The sequence below is a fragment of the Acinetobacter parvus DSM 16617 = CIP 108168 genome (assembly GCF_000368025.1).
GTDB lineage: Bacteria > Pseudomonadota > Gammaproteobacteria > Pseudomonadales > Moraxellaceae > Acinetobacter > Acinetobacter parvus.
The window spans coordinates 1,446-21,992 of sequence record NZ_KB849215.1 but is presented as its reverse complement, the minus strand read 5'-3'; the positions used below and the strand labels follow the sequence as shown (position 1 = coordinate 21,992).

The 20,547-nt window shown below is 42.7% G+C and carries 18 protein-coding genes and 3 pseudogenes; 12 read left to right on the top strand and 9 right to left on the bottom strand.

What is annotated here, in order from left to right; all coding sequences use genetic code 11:
* Positions 1-80: 80 nt before the first annotated feature.
* Together F988_RS14005 and F988_RS14000 are read right to left on the bottom strand one after the other, a co-directional pair.
* Positions 81-1,037, bottom strand: coding sequence for a TerC family protein (locus F988_RS14005; RefSeq protein ID WP_004683878.1), 957 nt, complete (start codon positions 1,035-1,037; stop codon positions 81-83).
* Between the two features lie 269 nt (positions 1,038-1,306).
* A complete protein-coding gene (locus F988_RS14000) occupies positions 1,307-2,257 on the bottom strand; it encodes a LysR family transcriptional regulator (RefSeq protein WP_004683877.1) in 951 nt (316 codons plus the stop codon).
* 106 nt (positions 2,258-2,363) lie between these two features.
* On the opposite strand from F988_RS14000, the gene F988_RS13995 reads away from it, so the two are divergent.
* From F988_RS13995 to F988_RS13980, 4 genes are read left to right on the top strand one after another with little or no spacing between them, the layout of a single operon-like run.
* Positions 2,364-3,593 (top strand): acyl-CoA dehydrogenase family protein, encoded by a 1,230-nt coding sequence (locus F988_RS13995; protein ID WP_004683876.1) that lies wholly within the window; start codon positions 2,364-2,366, stop codon positions 3,591-3,593.
* Positions 3,594-3,609: 16 nt separating this feature from the next.
* The gene (locus F988_RS13990; RefSeq protein ID WP_004683874.1) at positions 3,610-4,731 is read left to right on the top strand and encodes a phosphotransferase family protein; all 1,122 of its coding nucleotides are present in this window, start codon (positions 3,610-3,612) and stop codon (positions 4,729-4,731) included.
* Positions 4,728-5,426 carry a histidine phosphatase family protein gene (locus tag F988_RS13985; RefSeq protein ID WP_004683872.1) on the top strand — a complete coding sequence of 233 codons (699 nt, stop codon included), beginning with the start codon at positions 4,728-4,730 and terminating at the stop codon, positions 5,424-5,426. The genes F988_RS13990 and F988_RS13985 overlap by 4 nt, the downstream gene beginning before the upstream one ends.
* 20 nt (positions 5,427-5,446) lie before the next feature.
* On the top strand, positions 5,447-6,190 hold the full coding sequence (locus F988_RS13980) for an SDR family oxidoreductase (protein WP_004683871.1): 744 nt from the start codon (positions 5,447-5,449) through the stop codon (positions 6,188-6,190).
* Positions 6,191-6,602: 412 nt separating this feature from the next.
* Here F988_RS13980 and mpl read toward each other — a convergent pair whose 3' ends face one another.
* Complete coding sequence (gene mpl, locus F988_RS13975) at positions 6,603-7,964, bottom strand: UDP-N-acetylmuramate:L-alanyl-gamma-D-glutamyl-meso-diaminopimelate ligase (RefSeq protein WP_004683869.1); 1,362 nt, start codon at positions 7,962-7,964, stop codon at positions 6,603-6,605.
* A 184-nt stretch (positions 7,965-8,148) separates the two neighbouring features.
* Between mpl and F988_RS13970 the strand changes: the two genes are divergently transcribed.
* The 4 genes from F988_RS13970 to F988_RS13955 all read left to right on the top strand — a co-directional run bounded on the left by F988_RS13970 (position 8,149) and on the right by F988_RS13955 (position 12,045).
* Positions 8,149-8,502: a DMT family protein gene (locus tag F988_RS13970; protein WP_004760281.1), complete on the top strand. Its 354-nt coding sequence runs from the start codon at positions 8,149-8,151 to the stop codon at positions 8,500-8,502.
* 134 nt (positions 8,503-8,636) lie between these two features.
* Complete coding sequence (purE, locus tag F988_RS13965) at positions 8,637-9,149, top strand: 5-(carboxyamino)imidazole ribonucleotide mutase (protein WP_004675406.1); 513 nt, start codon at positions 8,637-8,639, stop codon at positions 9,147-9,149.
* A gap of 11 nt (positions 9,150-9,160) precedes the next feature.
* Entirely contained in the window at positions 9,161-10,282 is a 1,122-nt protein-coding gene (locus tag F988_RS13960; RefSeq protein ID WP_004683865.1) for a 5-(carboxyamino)imidazole ribonucleotide synthase, read from the top strand.
* 461 nt (positions 10,283-10,743) lie between these two features.
* Positions 10,744-12,045: a lytic murein transglycosylase gene (locus F988_RS13955; RefSeq protein WP_004683863.1), complete on the top strand. Its 1,302-nt coding sequence runs from the start codon at positions 10,744-10,746 to the stop codon at positions 12,043-12,045.
* A 46-nt stretch (positions 12,046-12,091) separates the two neighbouring features.
* On the opposite strand, the gene F988_RS13950 is transcribed toward F988_RS13955, so the two are convergent.
* Together F988_RS13950 and F988_RS15740 are read right to left on the bottom strand one after the other, a co-directional pair.
* Positions 12,092-12,463 (bottom strand): hypothetical protein, encoded by a 372-nt coding sequence (locus tag F988_RS13950; protein WP_004683862.1) that lies wholly within the window; start codon positions 12,461-12,463, stop codon positions 12,092-12,094.
* A gap of 132 nt (positions 12,464-12,595) precedes the next feature.
* A pseudogene (locus F988_RS15740) lies at positions 12,596-12,716 on the bottom strand (matrixin family metalloprotease); the annotation flags it as partial.
* Between F988_RS15740 and F988_RS15530 the strand changes: the two are divergent.
* Positions 12,698-13,063, top strand: a pseudogene (locus tag F988_RS15530) (DDE-type integrase/transposase/recombinase); the annotation flags it as partial. The pseudogenes F988_RS15740 and F988_RS15530 sit on opposite strands and share 19 nt — an antisense overlap.
* 53 nt (positions 13,064-13,116) lie before the next feature.
* Here the strand turns inward: F988_RS15530 and F988_RS13940 are convergent.
* Positions 13,117-14,028 carry a matrixin family metalloprotease gene (locus F988_RS13940; RefSeq protein ID WP_004683861.1) on the bottom strand — a complete coding sequence of 304 codons (912 nt, stop codon included), beginning with the start codon at positions 14,026-14,028 and terminating at the stop codon, positions 13,117-13,119.
* 181 nt (positions 14,029-14,209) lie between these two features.
* Between F988_RS13940 and F988_RS13935 the strand changes: the two genes are divergently transcribed.
* A complete protein-coding gene (locus tag F988_RS13935) occupies positions 14,210-15,088 on the top strand; it encodes an MBL fold metallo-hydrolase (protein WP_004683860.1) in 879 nt (292 codons plus the stop codon).
* A gap of 53 nt (positions 15,089-15,141) precedes the next feature.
* Here F988_RS13935 and dnaK read toward each other — a convergent pair whose 3' ends face one another.
* The 3 genes and pseudogenes from dnaK to F988_RS14910 form a co-directional block, all read right to left on the bottom strand.
* Complete coding sequence (gene dnaK, locus F988_RS13930) at positions 15,142-17,085, bottom strand: molecular chaperone DnaK (RefSeq protein WP_004683859.1); 1,944 nt, start codon at positions 17,083-17,085, stop codon at positions 15,142-15,144.
* A gap of 149 nt (positions 17,086-17,234) precedes the next feature.
* Positions 17,235-17,780 (bottom strand): nucleotide exchange factor GrpE, encoded by a 546-nt coding sequence (gene grpE, locus F988_RS13925; protein WP_004683857.1) that lies wholly within the window; start codon positions 17,778-17,780, stop codon positions 17,235-17,237.
* Between the two features lie 159 nt (positions 17,781-17,939).
* Positions 17,940-18,269, bottom strand: a pseudogene (locus F988_RS14910) (LysR substrate-binding domain-containing protein); the annotation flags it as partial.
* A 410-nt stretch (positions 18,270-18,679) separates the two neighbouring features.
* On the opposite strand from F988_RS14910, the gene F988_RS13915 reads away from it, so the two are divergent.
* Together F988_RS13915 and F988_RS13910 are read left to right on the top strand one after the other, a co-directional pair.
* Entirely contained in the window at positions 18,680-19,750 is a 1,071-nt protein-coding gene (locus tag F988_RS13915; protein WP_010589408.1) for an alpha/beta hydrolase, read from the top strand.
* A 137-nt stretch (positions 19,751-19,887) separates the two neighbouring features.
* Complete coding sequence (locus F988_RS13910) at positions 19,888-20,442, top strand: peptidylprolyl isomerase (RefSeq protein WP_004683852.1); 555 nt, start codon at positions 19,888-19,890, stop codon at positions 20,440-20,442.
* Positions 20,443-20,547 lie beyond the last annotated feature (105 nt).

Below are 20,547 nucleotides of genomic sequence, written 5' to 3'. Positions count from 1 at the left end.
TCTGTTTTTTAATGTACAGTCTATTTTTATGATTTAACTATTCAGGCACCTGAATTGATCAAATGCCTGAATTCAAATGATTAAGATTGCAACTGCTTTTTATTATGACGTAATGATAGATAAGCGGTGATACTGAGCACCAGCACAATAAAGCCCAATGAAATCCAGATTGGCATGTGGAACACATCCAGCAATAACATTTTCGTACCAATAAACAATAAGATGATGCCCAGTCCATATGGTAGGTAATGCAGTTTGGTTGCGGCACCAGCCAGCAGGAAGAACATGGCACGTAGGCCTAGAATTGCCATCAGGTTTGCAGTCAGGACAATGAACGGGTCACTGGTGACGGCAAAGATTGCAGGGATGGAATCCACTGCAAAGATCACATCGGAACCTTCAACCAAAATCAGAACTAAAAATAATGGTGTCGCCCACAACAAACCATCACGGCGAACAAAGAATTTTTCACCCTCAAGCTGTGGGGTAATCCGCATATGTTTACGTAACCATTTTAAAGTTTTGATATCTTCGATATTGGTTTCTTCGTCTTGTCCTTTTAGGAATTTGAAACCTGTATAGACCAAGAACGCACCGAAGATGTAAAGAACCCATGAAAACTCTTGAACGAACCATGCACCGATAAAAATAAAGATGGTTCTTAATACGATTGCACCTAATACGCCATAGAGTAAGATTTTACGTTGCAGTGCAGGTGGAATGGCAAATGCGGCGAAGATCATCAGCCAGACGAAGACGTTGTCAATCGCCAGTGATTTTTCCAGTAGATAACCTGCGAAGTATTCCATGGTTTTTTGATTCGCAAGGGTGAGCCCTACTGTTTGCTGTAGATAGAGCCACAAACCTCCACCAAACAGCACCGCCACAGTGACCCAGGCCGCACTCCAGTAGGCAGCCTGCCTGATCGGAACATCCTGACCCTGTTTTTGTTTAAAGCCTAAAAAATCGACCAGTAGCATGACCGCCACAATGCCGAAGAACACCACATACAGCCATAGATTGCCGATAGTTTCCATCACAACTCCTTATCTGGCAAATGGACATAAAAAAACCCTGACCAGTTGCCAGATGAATGAAATAAAACATCTGTTTCAACATGATCAAGGTCTTGCCTACATCATCATAAAGGATGATGCTCAGAGTCCGACTTTTTGCAAAGTGTAATGACGAAGCTCTGACACCTAAGTATTTAAACTACACTACCTAAGTTTGGAGGAGGCTACTCCCCTTGTCAAATTCTGTTATGGATGATGACATCCAAATATAGCTATAGAATTACACACTTTTAAACAATGTGCAAATCTTCATCAAATAAATTGTGATTAAAAATCTTTAGGATTTCGTTGCGTAAAAATTGATGGCGAGGATTGTGCCGAACTGTGTCATGCCAATACATGCCCATCTTAATTTTAGGTAATTCGATGGGTAGCGGATGAATATTTAAATTTTCTGCATAATGCAGATGTTTAAGGATACTTTGTGGAATGGTCAGGATGGCATTTGGATATTGCGCCAGTACCTGCAAGGCGGTTGCATAGTGCTGGCAACGCAGGAAAATTTGACGGGACAATTGTTGGCGGTTGAGATAAATATCTTCAAGCAATAAGCCTGTGCGCCTTGATGATACACCGATATGTGGTGCGGAGAGATAGTGTGTTAAATCCATCTGCATTTGCTGTGTACACACCACAAAATAATCGTCAATTAAGTTTTCAAACTGTAAATTGGCTTGATACGGTTGCACCAGATCAATCACAAAATCAATTTGTTGAGCTGAAAGATCAGCCAGCATATTCTTTCGATCAAGTTTGGAACTCAAAAACTGAATATTGAGATTGAGTTGGGCGAAATGATGCACCAGTTGAGGAAAAATAATCGGTTCAATTTCATCATGAATTGCGATTTTCAAGCTTTGTAGCATGACAGGATCAAAGTCGTGTTGTGGAATCGCAATATTTTGAATCGTTGATAACGCCGTTTGAATCGGTTGATAAATTTGTTCGGCAAAAGGTGTGGGAAGCATTTTTTGCCCACTGCGCACAAATAATTCATCTTTAAGTTGCTGACGCAAACGTTGTAAAGCATGACTGACCGCAGATTGACTAATACAAAGAAGTTGAGCTGCCTTAGAAATACTTTTTTGTTCAAAAATCGCAATAAAAAGAGGATACAGATTGATATCAATACGATGAAAGTGAGCCACTTCCAGTGGGTTGGTATTATGAATCTGATTCATAGTTTTGCATAAAATAAAATCATTTCATTCATAATAAATTTTCGCTTATGGTGATGTAAAGCAGCGAATCAAGCTTCGCCAAATTTTTACTTTAAGGGAAATGATGATGTTTGCATTATCTGAACGTGCGCAGGATTTTATTACACGAACGCAAGCTTTTATTCAACAAGAAATAGAACCCATTGAAAAAGCATTTTGGGATGAAGTGCATCAACTCAATGTCGATGGTGACTGGACTAAATGGCAGTGGCCAGCTCAACTCGAACAACTCAAAACCAAAGCCAAAGCAGCAGGCTTATGGAATATGTTCTTGCCTGATGCTGAACTGGGTGCAGGTTTATCGGTACAGGAATATGCACATATTGCTGAATTGACGGGACGTAGTTTACTTGCTCCGACAGTATTTAACTGTAATGCACCTGATAGTGGCAATATGGAAGTGTTATGGCGCTATGGTAGCGATGAGCAAAAACGACAATGGCTACAACCGCTGCTTGCTGGTGAAATCCGTTCAGTGTTCTGTATGACGGAACCTGCGGTCGCGTCGAGCGATGCGACTAATATGCAAGCCACGGCAGTGATTGACGGTGATGAAATTGTTCTGAATGGGCGTAAATGGTGGTCATCTGGTTTGGGTGATCCGAATGCCAAAGTGATTATTTTTATGGCTTATACGCCAGACCCCAACAAAGATCGTCATCATCAACACTCAATGGTATTGGTACCGATCGACACGCAAGGCGTGAGCATTGAACGAATGTTGCCTGTGTTTGGTGATTACGATGCACCGCATGGACATGGACAGGTCAGTTTTGACAATGTGCGCGTACCTGTGAGCAATTTTATTGGTGGTGCAGGTCAAGGATTCGAAATTGCTCAAGGACGCTTAGGGCCTGGTCGTATTCATCACTGTATGCGTTGTATAGGTGCAGCGGAAAAAGCCTTAGAACTCATGATTGATCGTGGCATGTCACGCAAGGCATTTGGTAAAGAAATTCTTAAACTTGGCGGCAATTTAGAACGTGTGGCAGAAGCCCGCGTGCAGATCGATCAAGCTCGCTTATTGACCCTGTACGCCGCTTATAAGATGGATACACAAGGCAATATGGCCGCACTGACCGAAATTTCTGCCATTAAAGTGGTTGCGCCAACAGTCCTACAAAATGTGGTGGATATGGCGATCCAGATTCACGGCGGAGAAGGTGTATCACGCGATACTCCGCTGACAGCATTTTTCAATCAAGCACGTAGTTTACGTTTGGCTGATGGACCTGACGAAGTACATAAAGGCATGATTGCTAAATTAGAATTGAAAAAACGTGGCTATGGTCGTTGATTAAGGATAAAAACAAATGGCAGTAATTGATGTTGGCGGTCAGGTTCGTCACGGTGAAGAATTGGATATTTCCGCTGTTGAAAACTGGTTAAAAGAACAAGGTGTAGAGCTGCAAGGACAGGCACAAGTGACGCAATATTCAGGGGGTGCATCGAATTGGACCTATCGTTTGCAATATGACAATGCTGATCTGATCTTACGTCGTCCACCGAAAGGCACCAAAGCCAAATCAGCGCATGATATGGCGCGTGAATACAATGTGCAGAAGCATCTTGCACCGTTCTACCCTGTCCTGCCTGAAATGATTGCATTGTGTCAGGATGATAGTGTAATTGGCTGTGATTTCTATGTGATGAAACGGATTGAGGGTATTATTCCACGTGCCAATCTACCTAAAGAATTACAATTGGATCAGTCACAAGTTCAACAGTTGTGTTTGAATGTGCTGGATAAGCTGATTGAGTTGCATCAAGTGCCGTATCAGGGTACTGAGCTGGAAAAACTGGGCAAGGGCGATGGTTACTGCCGCCGTCAAGTTGAAGGTTGGGATGCACGTTATAGTAAAGCGCTTACGCCAAATGTTCCCGATTTTGCTTTTGTGCGCCAGTGGTTGCTGGAACATATTCCTGCCGATTCTAAAACTTGTGTGATTCATAATGACTGGCGTTTTGATAATGTCATTTTAGATCCACAACAACCGACTCAGGTGATTGGTGTACTGGATTGGGAAATGGCGACACTGGGCGATCCGTTGATGGATTTAGGCAGTGCCCTCGCCTACTGGATTCAGGAAGATGACGATGCCCTGATGAAATCCAGCCGCCGTCAGCCAACCAATCTAAAAGGCATGCTGACACGCCAGCAGGTGGTGGATTACTATCTCGATAAAACAGGCCTACAACCAGAAAATTGGGCTTTCTATGAAGTATTTGGTTTATTCCGTTTGGCGGTGATTGCTCAACAGATTTATTATCGTTATTACCACCAGCAAACCGATAATCCTGCATTTAAGGATTTCTGGATTTTGATTCATGCCTTGCATATTCGGGCGTTAAAACTGATTGCAGCAAACAATGCTGAAGCACAGCAATTGATTCCTGAATATGGCGCAAAACTACAGGATATTTTAAAACGATGAGCACAATCTATTTGGTGCGACATGGGCAAGCCTCATTTGGTGCGGCAAGTTATGATCAGCTTTCGGCCAAAGGTGAACAGCAGGCACAGGTGGTGGGTGATTTTTTTAAGCAAACCCTGAAACATCCCCCACTGGTGGTTGCGGGTTCAATGCAGCGTCATCAACAAACCGCACAGTGGGCCTTGTCGAAAAGTTTCCATGATGCACCGATTCAAACCCAATCGGCATGGAATGAGTTTGATCACCAGCATGTGTTTTCCCAATACGAACCACGGTTTAATCAACCTGAATTGCTCAAACAGGATGTTGAACTGGTTGCCAATCCTCGTGCCTATCTGGGCAAAATTTTTGATGGTGCGATTGACCGCTGGATTGGAGCGCAATATGACCATGAATATCATGAGACTTGGTTAGGCTTTCAATCGCGTGTAGAAAATGCCTTACAAACCCTGTGTGAGCATCTTGATGCGACACAACAGCGTCAAGCCGTGGTATTTAGTTCAGGCGGCGTGATTTCTGTGGCGGTTGGCAAGGTTTTGGGTTTGCATGCCAAACAGATTTTTGCACTGAACTGGTCCATCACCAATGCCAGTATCACCACGCTGCGTTGGGTGGATGGGCGTTTGCAGTTACTCAGTTTTAATGAGCATCACTACTTAAAAGCACATGATGCTGAACTTTTAACATGGATTTAAAAAAACAATAGGTGGCAGACATGGCAAAGACGATTTTAATTACAGGTGCAAGTTCAGGTTTGGGTGCAGGTATGGCGCGCGAGTTTGCAGCCAAAGGCTATAACCTTGCGTTGTGTGCACGGCGGCTGGAACGGCTGGAAACACTCAAACAGGAGCTACAAAGCCAGCATTCGGTGCAGGTCGGTATCAAGGTACTGGATGTGACGCATTATGATGATGTGTTTACGGTGTTTAAAGCCTTTCAGCAAGAATTTGGGACGATTGACCGTATTATTGTCAATGCGGGTGTGGGCGATGGCCGCCGTATTGGTAAGGGCAATTTTGAAGTGAACCGAGCAACAGCGGAAACCAATTTTATCTCTGCCTTGGCACAGTGTGAGGCGGCCGTTGAAATCTTTAGGGCGCAGAATAAAGGGCATTTGGTGGTGATTTCCTCGATGAGTGCAATGCGTGGTTTACCGAAGCATTTATCGACTTATGCCGCCAGTAAGGCGGCGGTTGCACACTTGGCAGAGGGCATTCGTGCGGAGCTGTTGAATACGCCAATCAAGGTATCCACGATTTTTCCAGGCTATATTCGTACGGAAATGAATGAGGGTGCGAAAAAGCTACCATTTGAGGTGGATGAGAAAACGGGTTGCAAGGCTTTGGTGAAAGCGATTGAGAAAGCCCCTGTAAAAGCGTATGTACCACAGTGGCCGTGGTTGCCAATGGGGATAGCCATGAAGATTTTGCCTTTAAAACTGGTGAATAAATTGAGTTAAAGATTACTGTGGAGTCTTGCCGAGTTCTCATCTTATTTCAGGATAAACTTTCAGTTCGACCTACTTTTGTTTCGGCAAAAGTAGGCAAAACCATTGTCATCCACAAAACCTGACCACTTCTTTCAATAAATGAATTAATTGCAAAAACGGTATCTTTTTTATACCCCGCAGATTGTGGATGACATTTCCGAGTAGCATGTTTTTTGTCGAACTTAGGTTAAATTAATTTTTTGCTGATATTTACTATAGTGACGGCGGCATGGATGCCGCCTGTTTGGCAGGGGTCACATGGATGTACCCTCTGCTAAACAAAGGATTTTTGCTTACTTTTCATCCCTGAAAAGTGAGATATGCCTATACAAAAGGTATAGGTTTTTTCCTAATAAATGAGGCCGTGCAATACCTGTATTTACTAAGACAAAGCCGTAATCAATTTTTGGTGTAAACCACCAAAACCACCATTGGACATGATCACAACAGCATCGCCCTCGCCTGCTTCATTCACCACACGGGCAATGATCTCATCCAAAGAACGGCTGACTTCGGCCTTGTTTGAGGATGCGGCAATCACAGGTTGTAAATCCCAGTCCAAGCCCTCTGGTTGATACCAGATCACTTCATCGGCTAAACGGGCAGAATGCGCCAACCCATCTTTGTGGCTGCCCATACGCATGGTGTTGGAGCGTGGCTCAATGATCGCCCAAAGTTTACGCTCGCCTAAACGCTTACGTGCGCCGTCCAGTGTGGTTTCAATCGCCGTTGGGTGATGGGCAAAGTCATCATAGACTTCGATGCCACGCACCGTTCCCAATAGCTCCATACGGCGTTTTACTCCACCGAAGTTAGATAGGGCTTTACAAGCCTGTTCAATGGTTACACCCACATGCTGAGCAGCGGCAATGGTGGCTAAGGCATTTGCAACACTATGCTGTCCTGTCATATTCCATTTCACTTCGCCAATTACTTTGCCGTGTTCAAGCACGTTAAAATGGCTGCCATCGGCACTGATCAATTCAGCAGATAAAGCGGCTTGGTCATTTGCTTCAAGACTGGTACGAATGACAGGTGTCCAGCAGCCCTGTGCTAGTACTTCATCAATATTGCTTTCAGTAATCGGGGCAATAATACGACCCTCACTTGGAATGGTACGCACTAAATGGTGGAACTGTTTTTGAATGGCAGCCAGATCATCAAAAATATCGGCATGGTCAAATTCAAGGTTGTTTAAAATCGCCGTTTTAGGGTGGTAATGCACAAACTTGGAACGCTTATCGAAGAAAGCAGAGTCGTACTCATCGGCTTCAACACAGAAGTATTTGCCACCACCTAAACGTGCGCTTTCGCTAAAACCCAATGGTACGCCACCGATCAGGAAACCAGGATTTAAACCTGCCTGATCCAGCACCCAAGCCAGCATGGTCGTGGTTGTGGTTTTACCATGTGTCCCCGCCACACCGAGTACATGCTTGCCCTGCAAGACATGATCTGCCAAAAACTGTGGACCAGAAATATAAGGCAAACCCTCGTTTAGCATATATTCAATCGCATCAATACCACGTTTCATGGCATTGCCGACGATGACAAGATCGGGATGCGGTTGTAAATGGCTACGATCATAGCCCTGCATCAGTTCAATGCCTGCATTTTCCAGTTGAGTTGACATTGGTGGATAAACATTGGCATCTGAACCTGTGACTTTGTGTCCCAAATCTCGTGCCAATAGAGCTAAAGACCCCATAAATGTGCCACAAATACCCAAAATATGCAGATGCATCGTGCTTCTCTCTTCTATCCAATCACGCAATCAACGTGTGTTATGCAGTTAAAAATTTGCCTCAAAAGATAGCAAGGCTGCTATGGAAAAGATAGTCAAAATTCGTTGTTGTTCTTTACTTATAATGACGTTGAGGAATGATAAAATTCCAGTATTTTTAAAATATTATTTTACAAAGGACATTATGTTGAGCTTCCCTCTGCTGGCGTTATGCCTATTGATCATTTCCAACTGTTTTATGACTTTGGCATGGTATGGGCATCTTAAAATTTTACACGATGCCCCGCTTTGGCAAGCGATCCTGTTTAGTTGGTGTATTGCCCTGCTGGAATACAGTTTTATGATTCCTGCAACCAAACTGTTAAGTCAGCATGGCTGGAGTCTGGGGGAAATGAAAATTACACAGGAAGTGGTCACGCTGATTGTATTTGTGCCCTTTATGATTTTCCTGTTTAAGCAGCCTTTTAAACTGGATTATGTCTGGGCGATGTTTTGTTTGATGGGCTGTGTCTATTTTGTGTTTCGTAACCAAAGCTAATTTTTCGGATACTGCCCAGATGTTCTTTATTTGGGGATGCCTGAAAAAACCGCTATAATATTTGCCAGTTTATTCCTTTGTGCTTGGCGTGAGTCGAGACATTTTCCTATTTTTATCATGTTTTGGAAAAGCCAATGAATGCGGTCGCAACAGATAGCCAACCTTTAGTCGGAATTATCATGGGTTCTCAATCAGATTGGGCAACCCTTGAACATACCGCTAACATGCTCAAACAATTGGGTGTTTCTTTTGAAGCTGAGGTGGTTTCTGCGCACCGTACGCCAGATCGTTTATTTGAATATGCTGAAACAGCACGCGATCGTGGTATTCAGGTAATTATTGCGGGTGCTGGTGGCGCTGCACATTTGCCTGGGATGTGTGCTGCTAAAACTGATTTGCCTGTGCTTGGCGTGCCTGTTAAATCTTCAATTTTAAATGGCGTGGATTCATTGCTTTCGATTGTACAAATGCCAGCGGGTATTGCGGTAGGTACTTTGGCTATTGGTCAGGCTGGTGCAACCAATGCGGCAATTCTTGCAGCGCAAATTCTAGGTTTAACCCGCCCAGATATTGCTAAAAATGTAGCTGATTTCCGCACAGCTCAAACGGAAAAAGTATCGAACAATAACATTCCTGGTCAAGTATAACGGGGCCAATCATGAATAAAACCATCGGTATTTTTGGTGGTGGACAGCTTGGCCGCATGATGGCGCAAGCAGCTTTACCACTCAATATTCAATGTAGCTTTTTCGAAGCAGAAAAAGATTGTCCTGCTGCAATTTTAGGTCCAGTTTTTTCCAGTAAAGATCAACAAGGTTTGCAGGATTTTATTGCAAGTGCCGATGTATTCAGCCTTGAATTTGAAAATACGCCTGTTGCTGATGTAGATGTTTTGACCCAAACTAAGACACTGCACCCTCCTGGCCTTGCCTTGGCGACGGCACAAAATCGCTTGGCAGAAAAAAGTTTGTTTGACGAACTTGGTATTCCAGTTGCGCCGTATCGTGCTGTGGATAGCTTGGACAGCTTAAAACAAGCGGTGACGGAATTAGGCTTACCTATCGTATTAAAAACCGTAACAGGCGGCTACGATGGTAAAGGTCAGTTTGTATTACGTTCAGAGGATCAAATTGATACGGCTTGGGCTGAATTAGGGCCTGCAAAAAGCTTGATTGCAGAAAGCTTTGTGAAATTCAGTCGTGAAGTGTCGATTATTGCGGTACGTGGTCAAGATGGTGATGTCAAAACTTGGGCACTCGCCGAAAACCATCATCACAATGGTATTCTCTCTCACTCGATTGTTCCTGCACCAAATAGCACAGATTTACAACCAGTTGCACAAGACTATATTACCCGGTTGTTGAATCATCTTAATTATGTGGGTGTGCTGACGCTTGAATTATTCGTGACTGAACAAGGGCTTTATGCCAATGAAATGGCATGTCGTGTGCATAACTCGGGTCACTGGTCGATTGAGGGCGCAATTTGCTCACAGTTTGAAAATCATATTCGTGCAGTAGCAGGCTTGCCGCTTGGAGCAACCGATGTTGTGCGTCCAACAGTGATGATCAATATCATTGGTCAACACCCTAAATCAGAAGATGTTTTAGCACTCAAAGGCGCGCATTTACATCTTTATAATAAGTCTGAACGTGCTGGCCGTAAGCTTGGTCATATTACTTTGATGCCAAACAATAGTGATGAATTGACCGTGTTATGCCGCCAATTAGCTCAGATTTTACCTGTGCCATTGGCATTAACAACGGATATGAACCTCTAAACTTATCCACAATAGATAAAAAAGCGATCTTCGGGTCGCTTTTTTATTGGCTGATGTTTAAATTTAAAGTTTTAAATTCAAAACCTGAAATGGATGCAAAATATTAAGCTTGTGGATAACTTGGTTTTGCAATTTTGAATTTAAAACGACGTAAATGGATCATTTGCAGTTTAAATTCAAAATATGTGTCAGTTTTTAAATTTAAAATCATGATGGTGCTTTTATTTTAAGTTAAATGATTAGTCTGGATTGTGGATAAATTTATTTTGTGTTTTTGAATTTAAAGTACAGGGTGAAATTTGAATTCAAAATATAGGAATTATTTTTAAATTCAAAAATGATTGCAGGTTTTAAATTTAAAAAACAATAAATGAATTCAAAGTTACGATTGCAAACGGAACATGGTGCAGTTGCATGTTAAGGTGAACAAGAAATTTAAATTTAAAAACTCTGGTTAAGACATGAAACATCATTTTTTTTTATTTATAGGCACTGCCTTATTTGCTTTCTTTAATCAAGCACACGCAGAACTCATTATTAATGGTGCAAAGGTGGCAAGCAACACCGCTACAACGACGGCACCTGTAACAGGCAGCTATATGTCAACTTCCAGTTTTCAGGGCTGTCTGGCAAATTTACGCTCCCAGGCAATTGCTTCAGGTGTTTCTGGCTCAACCTATGATCGCTATACACAAAATTTAAGCCCTGATTATTCAGTCATTGATAAATTAAATTATCAGCCTGAGTTTTCGACCCCGATCTGGGATTATCTGTCTGGGCTTGTGGATAACGAGCGTGTGCAGGCTGGGCAGCAAAAACTGGCCCAGCATCGTGTGGTACTGAACCGTGTGGAACAGACCTATGGTGTTCCTGCTGAAACGGTGGTGGCAGTGTGGGGTGTGGAAAGTAATTACGGGGACATTTCAGGTAAATATCCTTTATTGCAGGCTTTGGGGACACTGAGCTGTGAGGGCCGCCGCCAAAGTTATTTCCGTGGCGAGTTCTTCGCCACCATGCGGATTTTACAACGCGGTGATTTAACTCAGGATCAACTCTATGGTTCCTGGGCAGGTGCTTTTGGTCATACCCAATTCATGCCATCCACCTATGAGCGTCTGGCGGTGGACTTTGATGGGGATGGCCGCCGTGATTTGGTTTCAAGCACCACAGATGCTCTCGCTTCAACTGCCAATTTCCTAAAACGGGCAGGGTGGCAAACTGGCATGCCATGGGGCTTTGAAGTCAAAATTCCACAAGGTGTGTCAATTGCAGGCGAAAGCCGTCGTAATAAAAGGTCACTGAATAGCTGGATTGCGCAGGGCGTAACCCGTACGGATGGTACGGCATTGATTCAGGGTAATTTGTCAGGCAGCACACCAGCGGGGCTGATTACACCCGCAGGTGCCAATGGCCCAGCATTTTTGGTATTTAAAAACTTTGATGCGATTTATAGCTATAACGCAGCGGAAAGCTATGGACTGGCAATTGCGCATCTATCCGACCGTTTAAGGGGTGGAACACCTTTTTTAACTGCCTGGCCAACAGATGATGCTGGTACCTCACGTGCAGAACGTCGTGAAATCCAGCAGTTCCTGATTCAGCGGGGCTATGACATTGGGGCCGTAGATGGTTTGATTGGTGATAAAAGCCGTCAGGCGATTCAGCAGGAACAAACCCGTTTGGGTTTAAAACCAACAGGTCGGGCAGGGCAGCAGATTTTACGGGCGTTCCGTCAGGAACAAGCCAAGCAGATGATGCAATAATAATGTGTTCATCAAAAAAGGTCTGCAAAATGCAGACCTTTTTTACTTATGGCGCATCGTCCAGTTTAACCGCTTCCAGAATATCAAAAATCACCGCGGTCACATCCTGACTTAAATCACGGTCATTAAAAATTTCATAGGCCGTGATGGTCACATCAGTGTCACTTGGCAACTGTTTTTGTTCTTCCTCAATCAAGTGTTCAATCGGTAAAAGGGTCTGTTTCACTTCCAGATGCAGGATTTCGTCATAAGCAACGTTTTCGTCCTCAAGCTCGATTTCCTGCTCATTGAAATAAGGGATTAAAATAGAGTGAAGATAAGGGCTAATATCCTGAATATCCAGGATTTCAATATCACGAGTCTGCTCAATCGTACTGATGTGATCGTTCATCTCAATCAGGATATGATAATAACTCATGTTGATCTCCGCTTAAGACTAAAATGATGTTTTATCGACACAATAACATGAATAAATCAAAAGAATCGAACGATTCTTGTTATCTTGTTCAAAAACATCATTTTGGAAATCCATGATGCGTTTAACCCATGCTTATCGTAACAAACCCAATAATTCCAGATCGGTGTCGGTTAACTGAAAGTCTCTGGCATCCTGTATCCTTGATACGTGGATACATGAGGGATTTTGGATCGTGGGTGTGTTTTACTTGCAGCGGTAATCGACTTATATTCACGCAAGATTGTGGGTTACAGTATGTCAAATCGCATGACTGCGGATTTGGTGTGTGCAGCGTTACAACATGCGATTGCGACACGACAACCGCCTAAAGGCTTGATTATGCACACGGACAGAGGCTCACAGTAGTGCTCGACACAATATCAGGATTTACTCAATAGATATAGGATTGAGTGCAGTATGAGCCATAAGGGGCTTTGTTACGACATTACGCACTATATTGCGAGGTTTTATAATCAGGTGCGATTACATTCCACACTCAATTATTTGTCCCCCAATTTATTTGAACAAAAAATGAGTGATTTTGAATATGCCTGTGTCTGATTTTACTTGACCATTACAATTTCCATCTTTAACAGAGTCGGACTATGCGGTAATTATCTTGCCAGCAGTAGGTCGCGGTCTGCTTGGGTTAAACGAAAGTGGGCAATATCCTGATCTTTCATGACTGGATGCATCAGTGCATGGGGATCATCAGTATGTTGCAGACCCAGCGCGTGGCCCAGTTCATGTGCCAGTGTCAGGCGTAGGTCATCCTCCGATTCAAATTCATAGATCAGGATTTGTTTGCCATTAAATAGACCTTTATGAAATAAATGGGGCTGAAAACGCTGTTTATATTGCTTAACAGAGGCATTTAATTGCTGGTCAAGCGCATTCAGTTCATCAATTTGCTGGTTGAGTTGACTGATTTTTTGGTTGTATTGACCAATTTCCTGCTGTAGTTGCTCAACATTTTGCTGTAGATGCTGTTGTCGCTGCTGGAAGTATTCAGCATTGACAGAAGAGGAGGGACTACGTTGGGCAATCTGTCGCTCCTGATTATAGTATTGAATCTGTTGGTCCAGTTGTAGCTGTTTTTGATCCAATATCTGTTTATTTTGCAGGACTTCCTGTTCGATCTGGTCAAGCTGCTTCTTTTTATTTAGCCATTGCTGTTGATTGGTTTCGAGTCGGCTTAAATGTTCCCGACGTTGCTCACTTTCATACTGCCGTTCATCATAGATTAAATGAATCGCGAGCTGTGCATTCGGGTCATAAACAAAATAATCCTTTCCAGTGCCATCTTTCCAGACCTGCGTGGCTTGCTGGCTAATCGCCTCGACCTGCTCAACACTGAGTTTAAAACGTGGGTCAACTGCGGCAATACGATAACGTAGCCGTGTATCAAGAGGGTGGGTGATACGATCTGTGAGCGAATTAAACTTGAGTTGAGGATGTTGGCGGGTTTGATAACCCGACCACAATAGAAAAAATGCCAACCCCAACATTAAAAAAACACGAGTCATTCTATTTTATGTTCTTCTGGTTAATATGGTGCAAAACAGTGCAAGACATCTCTGTCTAAACGCTCAGTCGGTCAACTATAACAAAATTGCAAGAACACTGAAAAATATATAATCATTCTTCTGATTCTGTTTTAATGAATTGATAAAACATGGATGAATAGAAAAAGACCAAGGAATAAGGATGCTGAAATATTTACTTAAAGCTCCCGAGGCAGGATGGGCTGCTGCATCGCCCGCTCAGGCAACAGTTGAAAATTTAAAAATCAGGTATTTGGGGACAGCGGGATTTATCCTGTCTGACCAGCATCGCACGGTGGTGCTCGATCCCTTTATTAGCCGTCCAAGCCTGTGGCAGACCTTTACCCAACCTTTATTGAGCGATCCAGCATTAGTGAAACGGTATATCTCAAAGGCGGATGAGGTGCTGATTGGTCATGCACATTACGATCATATTCTGGATGCGCCAGAAGTGTGTAAACAAACGGGGGCACGGTTAATTGGTTCACAGGCCACATTAATGTATGGACGTTCAGCAGGCCTGTCGGAACAGCAGATGCTTGAAACAAAGGGGCGGGAAACCATTGACTGTGGAAAATGGCAAGTTGTGGGTTTGCCATCCATACACGGTAAGGCACTGTTTGGTCGCGTGCCTTTACCAGGGGATATGACCACACCTCCGCCTTATCCGCCGAAATTTCATCATTTACGGCATGGGCAGGTCTTCAACTGGTGGATTCATACGGGCAAGCTCAGTGTGGTGCATATTGATTCAGCCGACTTTATTGAGCAGGAATTGCAGGGGCGAGAGGCTGATATTGTGTGTCTATGTGCGATTGGACGTAAATATCGCCCCAACTATGTTAAGGATGTAGTGCGGCTACTCAAACCAAAATATATTATTCCATGTCATTGGGATACGATGCTAACGCCTATTGATCAACCACCAAAATTGTTACCTGGTGTCAATATCCCTGAATTTTTAGAAGAAATAAAAGCTTGTGGGGTAGTGCCTTTATTTATGCCGATTTTGGGTGAACTATATTTCGATCAAAATAAATAAAATAGAAAGTATAAAAAACCGCGCTTTCGCGCGGTCTTTTTTAAAGAGACAAATTATTTTTTGTCATCTTTAACTTCTGTGAACTCAGCATCTACAACGCCATCGTCCGCTTTTTGTTGTTGACCCGCATCACCACCTTGGAATGCATTTGGATCAAAACCTTCTGCGCCGCCAGCACCTTGTGCTTGTTCATAAGCACGTTGAGTGATTGGCATCAAGATGTTTTGTAAAGCTTCAGTTTTCGCTTTGATGTCTTCAACATCATTTTCTTTAGTTGCTGCTTCAAGCTCAGAAACCGCAGTAGCGATTGCAGTTTTTTCATCTTCAGTCACTTTGTCACCTAGATCTTTAACTGCTTTGTTCGAGCTAGATACTAAAGCATCTGCTTCGTTACGCGCTTTCGCTAACTCTTCAAATTTACGGTCTTCTTCAGCATTCGCTTCAGCATCTTTAATCATTGCTTCGATTTCAGCATCAGACAAACCTGAGTTCGCTTTAATCTGGATTGATTGCTCTTTACCAGTGCTCTTATCTTTAGCCGATACTTTTAAGATACCGTCAGCGTTGATGTCGAACGATACTTCAATTTGCGGTACGCCACGTGGAGCAGGTGGGATATCGCCTAATTGGAAGTTACCTAACAATTTGTTTTGCTGAGCCATTTTACGTTCACCTTGGAACACAGAAATGTCTACAGCTGGTTGGTTGTCAGCAGCAGTTGAGAACACTTGAGATTTCTTCGCAGGAATCGTGGTGTTCTTCTCAATGATTGGTGTTAATACACCACCCATTGTTTCAATACCTAAAGTTAATGGAGTTACGTCTAATAAAAGAACGTCAGTTTTGTCACCAGACAATACCGCACCTTGAATCGCAGCACCGATTGCAACTGCTTCGTCAGGGTTCACGTCTTTACGTGGCTCTTTACCAAAGAATTCTTGTACTTTTTGTTGTACAAGTGGCATACGAGACTGACCACCAACTAAAATTACGTCAGAGATGTCTGAAGTCGAAAGACCAGCATCTTTAAGCGCGATTTTGCAAGGCTCGATTGTACGAGCAACTAAATCAGCAACTAAACCTTCAAGTTTTGCACGCGTTACATTGATCACTAAGTGTTTAGGACCAGTTGCATCAGCTGTGATATATGGAAGATTAATTTCAGTTGCATTTGATGAAGAAAGCTCGATTTTTGCTTTTTCAGCAGCTTCTTTCAAACGTTGTAACGCAAGTGGATCATTTTTCAAGTTCACACTTTGTTCTTTCTTAAATTCTTCAACCAAGAATTCAATCAAGGCGTTATCAAAGTCTTCACCACCAAGGAATGTATCACCGTTAGTCGATAACACTTCGATTTGCTGGTCGCCATCAAGGTCTGCGATTTCAATGATTGATACGTCAAAAGTACCACCACCTAAGTCGTAAACTGCAACTTTACGATCGCCTTCTTTTTTGTCCATACCGAACGCAAGTGCCGCAGCCGTTGGTTCGTTAATGATACGTTTAACATCAAGACCTGCAATTTTACCTGCATCCTTGGTTGCTTGACGTTGAGCATCGTTAAAGTAAGCAGGAACGGTAATTACCGCTTCAGTAACGGTTTCACCTAAATAGTCTTCTGCAGTTTTCTTCATCTTTTTCAAGATTTCAGCAGAGATCTGTTGAGGTGCTAATTTTTTACCGTTTACTTCAACCCAAGCATCGCCATTGTCTGCTTTGATGATTTTGTAAGGTACAAGACCGATATCTTTTTGTACCGCTTGGTCTTCATAACGACGACCGATTAAACGCTTAATCGCGAATAATGTATTTTTCGGGTTGGTTACAGCCTGACGCTTAGCACTTTGACCCACTAAGATCTCGCCATCTTTATAAGCGATGATCGATGGAGTTGTACGTGCGCCTTCAGCGTTTTCGATTACTTTTACTTTATCGCCTTCAAGTACAGCAACACATGAGTTGGTAGTACCTAAGTCAATACCAATAATTTTCGCCATTTGGTGTGTTCCTCTAAAATTTTGTTGCAATGTTTTGCTTGTTATTCGATATGAGAGTCAATCGGTTTTTTTCAAGCATTTTTATGAAAAAAAATCAAAAAACTCTCAAATTTCTGCATTTTTGAGCAAAAAACGCTTGCTCACACGCATTATTGACCCACCATCACCATCGCAGGACGAAGTAAACGTCCATTCAGGGTATAGCCTTTCTGCAACACCGTACCAATCTCATTGGCCTTGGCATCTGGATCGATACCTACCGCTTGGTGTAAGTCGGCATTGAAGCCATTTTGGGTATTTGCCTTAACCACGCCAAATTTTTCCAGTGTGGTCAAAAGCGATTTCAGGGTCAATTTCACGCCTTCGAGTACAGGTGTCTGTTCTTCACCAGCCGCCTGAATCGCACGTTCAAGGTTGTCGACAGAATCCAACAACTCTTTTGCAAACTTTTCCAGCACCGTATCTTTGTGCTTTTCCGATTCACGCTGGATACGCTCCACACTTTTTTGTGCCTCATACACAGCATTTGCGGTACGCACCTTTTCAAGTTTCAGGCTTTCTTCAAGCTTGCTAATCTGAGCCTGTAAATCTTCAACGCTAAGCTCGTTTGCCTGCTCTACACTTTCAGCTTGAGTTTGTTCAGTTTGTTGCTCATTTTGAATGTCTTGAGCTTGCTCATTGTGCTCATTAGCCATTGATGATCTCCGTTTAAAAAAGTTCTCAAACATGTACAGCCCTTTTGGCATAAGTGCTCATCGGGTTAAACCTGAACTGCCACATATTGGTCATTCATAGATACGGATGAGGTATGGGCAACACGACAAAATTCAAGCGTTCAGGTTCATTTAAATCTTTTAATTATGCTGATTTAAGTAAAAATTTAAGTTTTCGATGACAAAAGCAATAAATTCTTGTGTGATTTTCGGTAAATGTTGCCTTGATGATAGACTAACGACGAGGTTAGGTGCAGAAAAATCTGTAAATACTTGTTGCAAACGTTGTTGTGCAATATCCTGTCGCACCAGCAGGATGGGCAGCATGGCAACGCCCTGCGCCTTGAAGCAGATCTGATAAAGTGCAATCACATCATTGCTTTTGAACGTAACATTTAATGGATAGTTTTGCGGTTGCTGATCTGTATCAAACAGGGTCCAGTACTGGTTATAGGTATGATGGGCAAGGCAGACAAAGACCTGAATGGCTTTTAAGGTATCCGTGTTTATTATGATTGTTGTAAGATGTGCAACATTTATCTTAATCCAGGGTTTTTATTCAGCAATAATTGCAATTTAAAGTGTTTCCTATTAGAGGAGACAAACAAATCAATACTAAGCCTTGATAGGCAAAACCGCAATGATGTTGCCCTACAGACAAAAAGTTTGTATTCGATGTTATTGAGGGGAAATATATGAAGCAAATCACTTTTATTGACATAAAAAGCAGGTATAGATAAGCAAAATGGTTAATGACTTTTTCAGATATGACCTTTAGTTTACAAGATATTTTTTAAATGCTTGATCTTGATCTATGACTTTATTCAGGCATATAGTCAAAGAGGACAAGAACAATGGACAGAGCGGAACAGGGGAAAAACGTGTCAGCATTACCTCAGAAAATTCAAACACTTTTAGATAAAAGACAAGGTCCTGCTGCACGAGCACTTGATAAGCTGCCCAAGATTGTACAAGAGTCGATAGCCAGGATTTTAGGATACCCTTACCAATATCCAGACCTGGACGCATTTACCAAATGTATTGTGGCCGCTCAGATCAAGCAGGGACGTATAGGCTTTATTGGTGATGATCCGATTGAATCAAGACGACAGTTCGATGCACAAATGCTTGCGATCCTAAATAAACCAACCTCTATTGAATCTGTTGAAGATATCCGCCTACCTTTACAAAGCGGAACCGTATTTGCGAGACACTACCATCCCGCTCCCAATAGAAAACTCCCAATGATTGTCTACTATCATGGAGGTGGGTTTGTGGTGGGTGGCTTGGATACCCATGATGAAGTCTGTCGCCTTATTGCCAAGTATGCAAAAGTACAGGTGCTCAGTATTGACTATCCCCTTGCCCCTGAGGCATCACCACAACAATTGATTCAATCCTGTGAGGACGCCTTGGCGTGGGCTTACCAGAACCGCCGTCAACTTAAAATTTATAAAAACCGTATTGCTGTGGCGGGCGACAGCGCAGGGGGTAATATCAGTACCGTCGTTGCACAGCACGCTGCTGGAAAATCCTATGCACCACAGGCACAATTACTCATCTATCCTACGGTTGACTTCAAAAGTCGTCACCCATCTTTCTATGCCTATGGTCAGGGCTTGGTCCTTACCAGTAAGGATGTCGATTACGTGACCGAATACTATGCAACCCAGCACAATGTTGCTTTGGATAATCCCCTTGTTTCTCCCACCTATGGCAATCTTAAAAAACTGGCGCCTGCCTATGTCCTTACTGCTGGACATGACTTGCTGCATGATGAAGGTGAGATTTATAGCCACAAACTCAGACAGAATGGCGTCAAGGTCCAGTATGTGGACTACCCAGACCAGAGTCATGGCTTTATCAACATCACGCCAATTTCCAGCAAGGCAAAACGTAACACCATCGAGATTGCGAAAAATTTCAGGAAGTTTTGGGACAAGCATAGTTAATTTATGTATGAACCTATGTTCCACGTGGAACATGGGTGTTTTATTGTAGACAACAAATAAAAATAGCAAAAATGGATTTGCAAAACATAAGATGATGGGCTACAACAAATCTATTTTACAGGTCGAGAAAAGCAATTATGAAAAAGCTGTTCATTGCAACAAGTCTAATTCTGGCAAGTGGTTCTTTATTTGCAAATACGCTGGTCGATATGAAAACCAGTATGGGGACGATTGAAATAGAGCTATATGATGATCAAGCACCTATATCAGCAAAGAACTTTGAAAATTATGTGAAGAGTAACTTCTATTCAGGAACAATTTTCCATCGCGTTATCCCAGGTTTCATGATTCAGGGTGGCGGCATGGATGTAAACATGATTGAGAAGACCACAAAGGCCCCTATTGTAAATGAAGCAAGTAATGGCCTGAAAAACAACCGTGGTACTTTGGCAATGGCACGTACCAGTGACCCTAATTCTGCAACAAGCCAGTTCTTTATTAATGTGGCTGACAACAATTTCCTGAACCGTTCAGCAATGGACGCAGGTTATGCAGTATTTGGTAAAGTCACTAAGGGAATGGACATTATCGATAAAATTGTAAAAGTGCCTACTGGAAACTATGGAATGCACCAGAATGTACCAAAACAACCAATTAAAATTATCAGTGTTCAGATAAAACACAAAAAGTAAAAAGCAAAGCAGATAGGACTTACGCATTGACGGATTCAAAAAAGTATTAAAATAGTTTATAAAGTATCTGTGATCAGACGAACTAAACATGCTTCTACAGCAACT

Bases quoted from the DNA above. Each gene is read 5' to 3' on its own strand.
- F988_RS14005 (WP_004683878.1), bottom strand. From the start codon at position 1,037: ATGGAAACTATCGGCAATCTATGGCTGTATGTGGTGTTCTTCGGCATT.
- F988_RS14000 (WP_004683877.1), bottom strand. From the start codon at position 2,257: ATGAATCAGATTCATAATACCAACCCACTGGAAGTGGCTCACTTTCAT.
- F988_RS13995 (WP_004683876.1), top strand. From the start codon at position 2,364: ATGTTTGCATTATCTGAACGTGCGCAGGATTTTATTACACGAACGCAA.
- F988_RS13990 (WP_004683874.1), top strand. From the start codon at position 3,610: ATGGCAGTAATTGATGTTGGCGGTCAGGTTCGTCACGGTGAAGAATTG.
- F988_RS13985 (WP_004683872.1), top strand. From the start codon at position 4,728: ATGAGCACAATCTATTTGGTGCGACATGGGCAAGCCTCATTTGGTGCG.
- F988_RS13980 (WP_004683871.1), top strand. From the start codon at position 5,447: ATGGCAAAGACGATTTTAATTACAGGTGCAAGTTCAGGTTTGGGTGCA.
- mpl (WP_004683869.1), bottom strand. From the start codon at position 7,964: ATGCATCTGCATATTTTGGGTATTTGTGGCACATTTATGGGGTCTTTA.
- F988_RS13970 (WP_004760281.1), top strand. From the start codon at position 8,149: ATGTTGAGCTTCCCTCTGCTGGCGTTATGCCTATTGATCATTTCCAAC.
- purE (WP_004675406.1), top strand. From the start codon at position 8,637: ATGAATGCGGTCGCAACAGATAGCCAACCTTTAGTCGGAATTATCATG.
- F988_RS13960 (WP_004683865.1), top strand. From the start codon at position 9,161: ATGAATAAAACCATCGGTATTTTTGGTGGTGGACAGCTTGGCCGCATG.
- F988_RS13955 (WP_004683863.1), top strand. From the start codon at position 10,744: ATGAAACATCATTTTTTTTTATTTATAGGCACTGCCTTATTTGCTTTC.
- F988_RS13950 (WP_004683862.1), bottom strand. From the start codon at position 12,463: ATGAGTTATTATCATATCCTGATTGAGATGAACGATCACATCAGTACG.
- F988_RS13940 (WP_004683861.1), bottom strand. From the start codon at position 14,028: ATGACTCGTGTTTTTTTAATGTTGGGGTTGGCATTTTTTCTATTGTGG.
- F988_RS13935 (WP_004683860.1), top strand. From the start codon at position 14,210: ATGCTGAAATATTTACTTAAAGCTCCCGAGGCAGGATGGGCTGCTGCA.
- dnaK (WP_004683859.1), bottom strand. From the start codon at position 17,085: ATGGCGAAAATTATTGGTATTGACTTAGGTACTACCAACTCATGTGTT.
- grpE (WP_004683857.1), bottom strand. From the start codon at position 17,780: ATGGCTAATGAGCACAATGAGCAAGCTCAAGACATTCAAAATGAGCAA.
- F988_RS13910 (WP_004683852.1), top strand. From the start codon at position 19,888: ATGAAAAAGCTGTTCATTGCAACAAGTCTAATTCTGGCAAGTGGTTCT.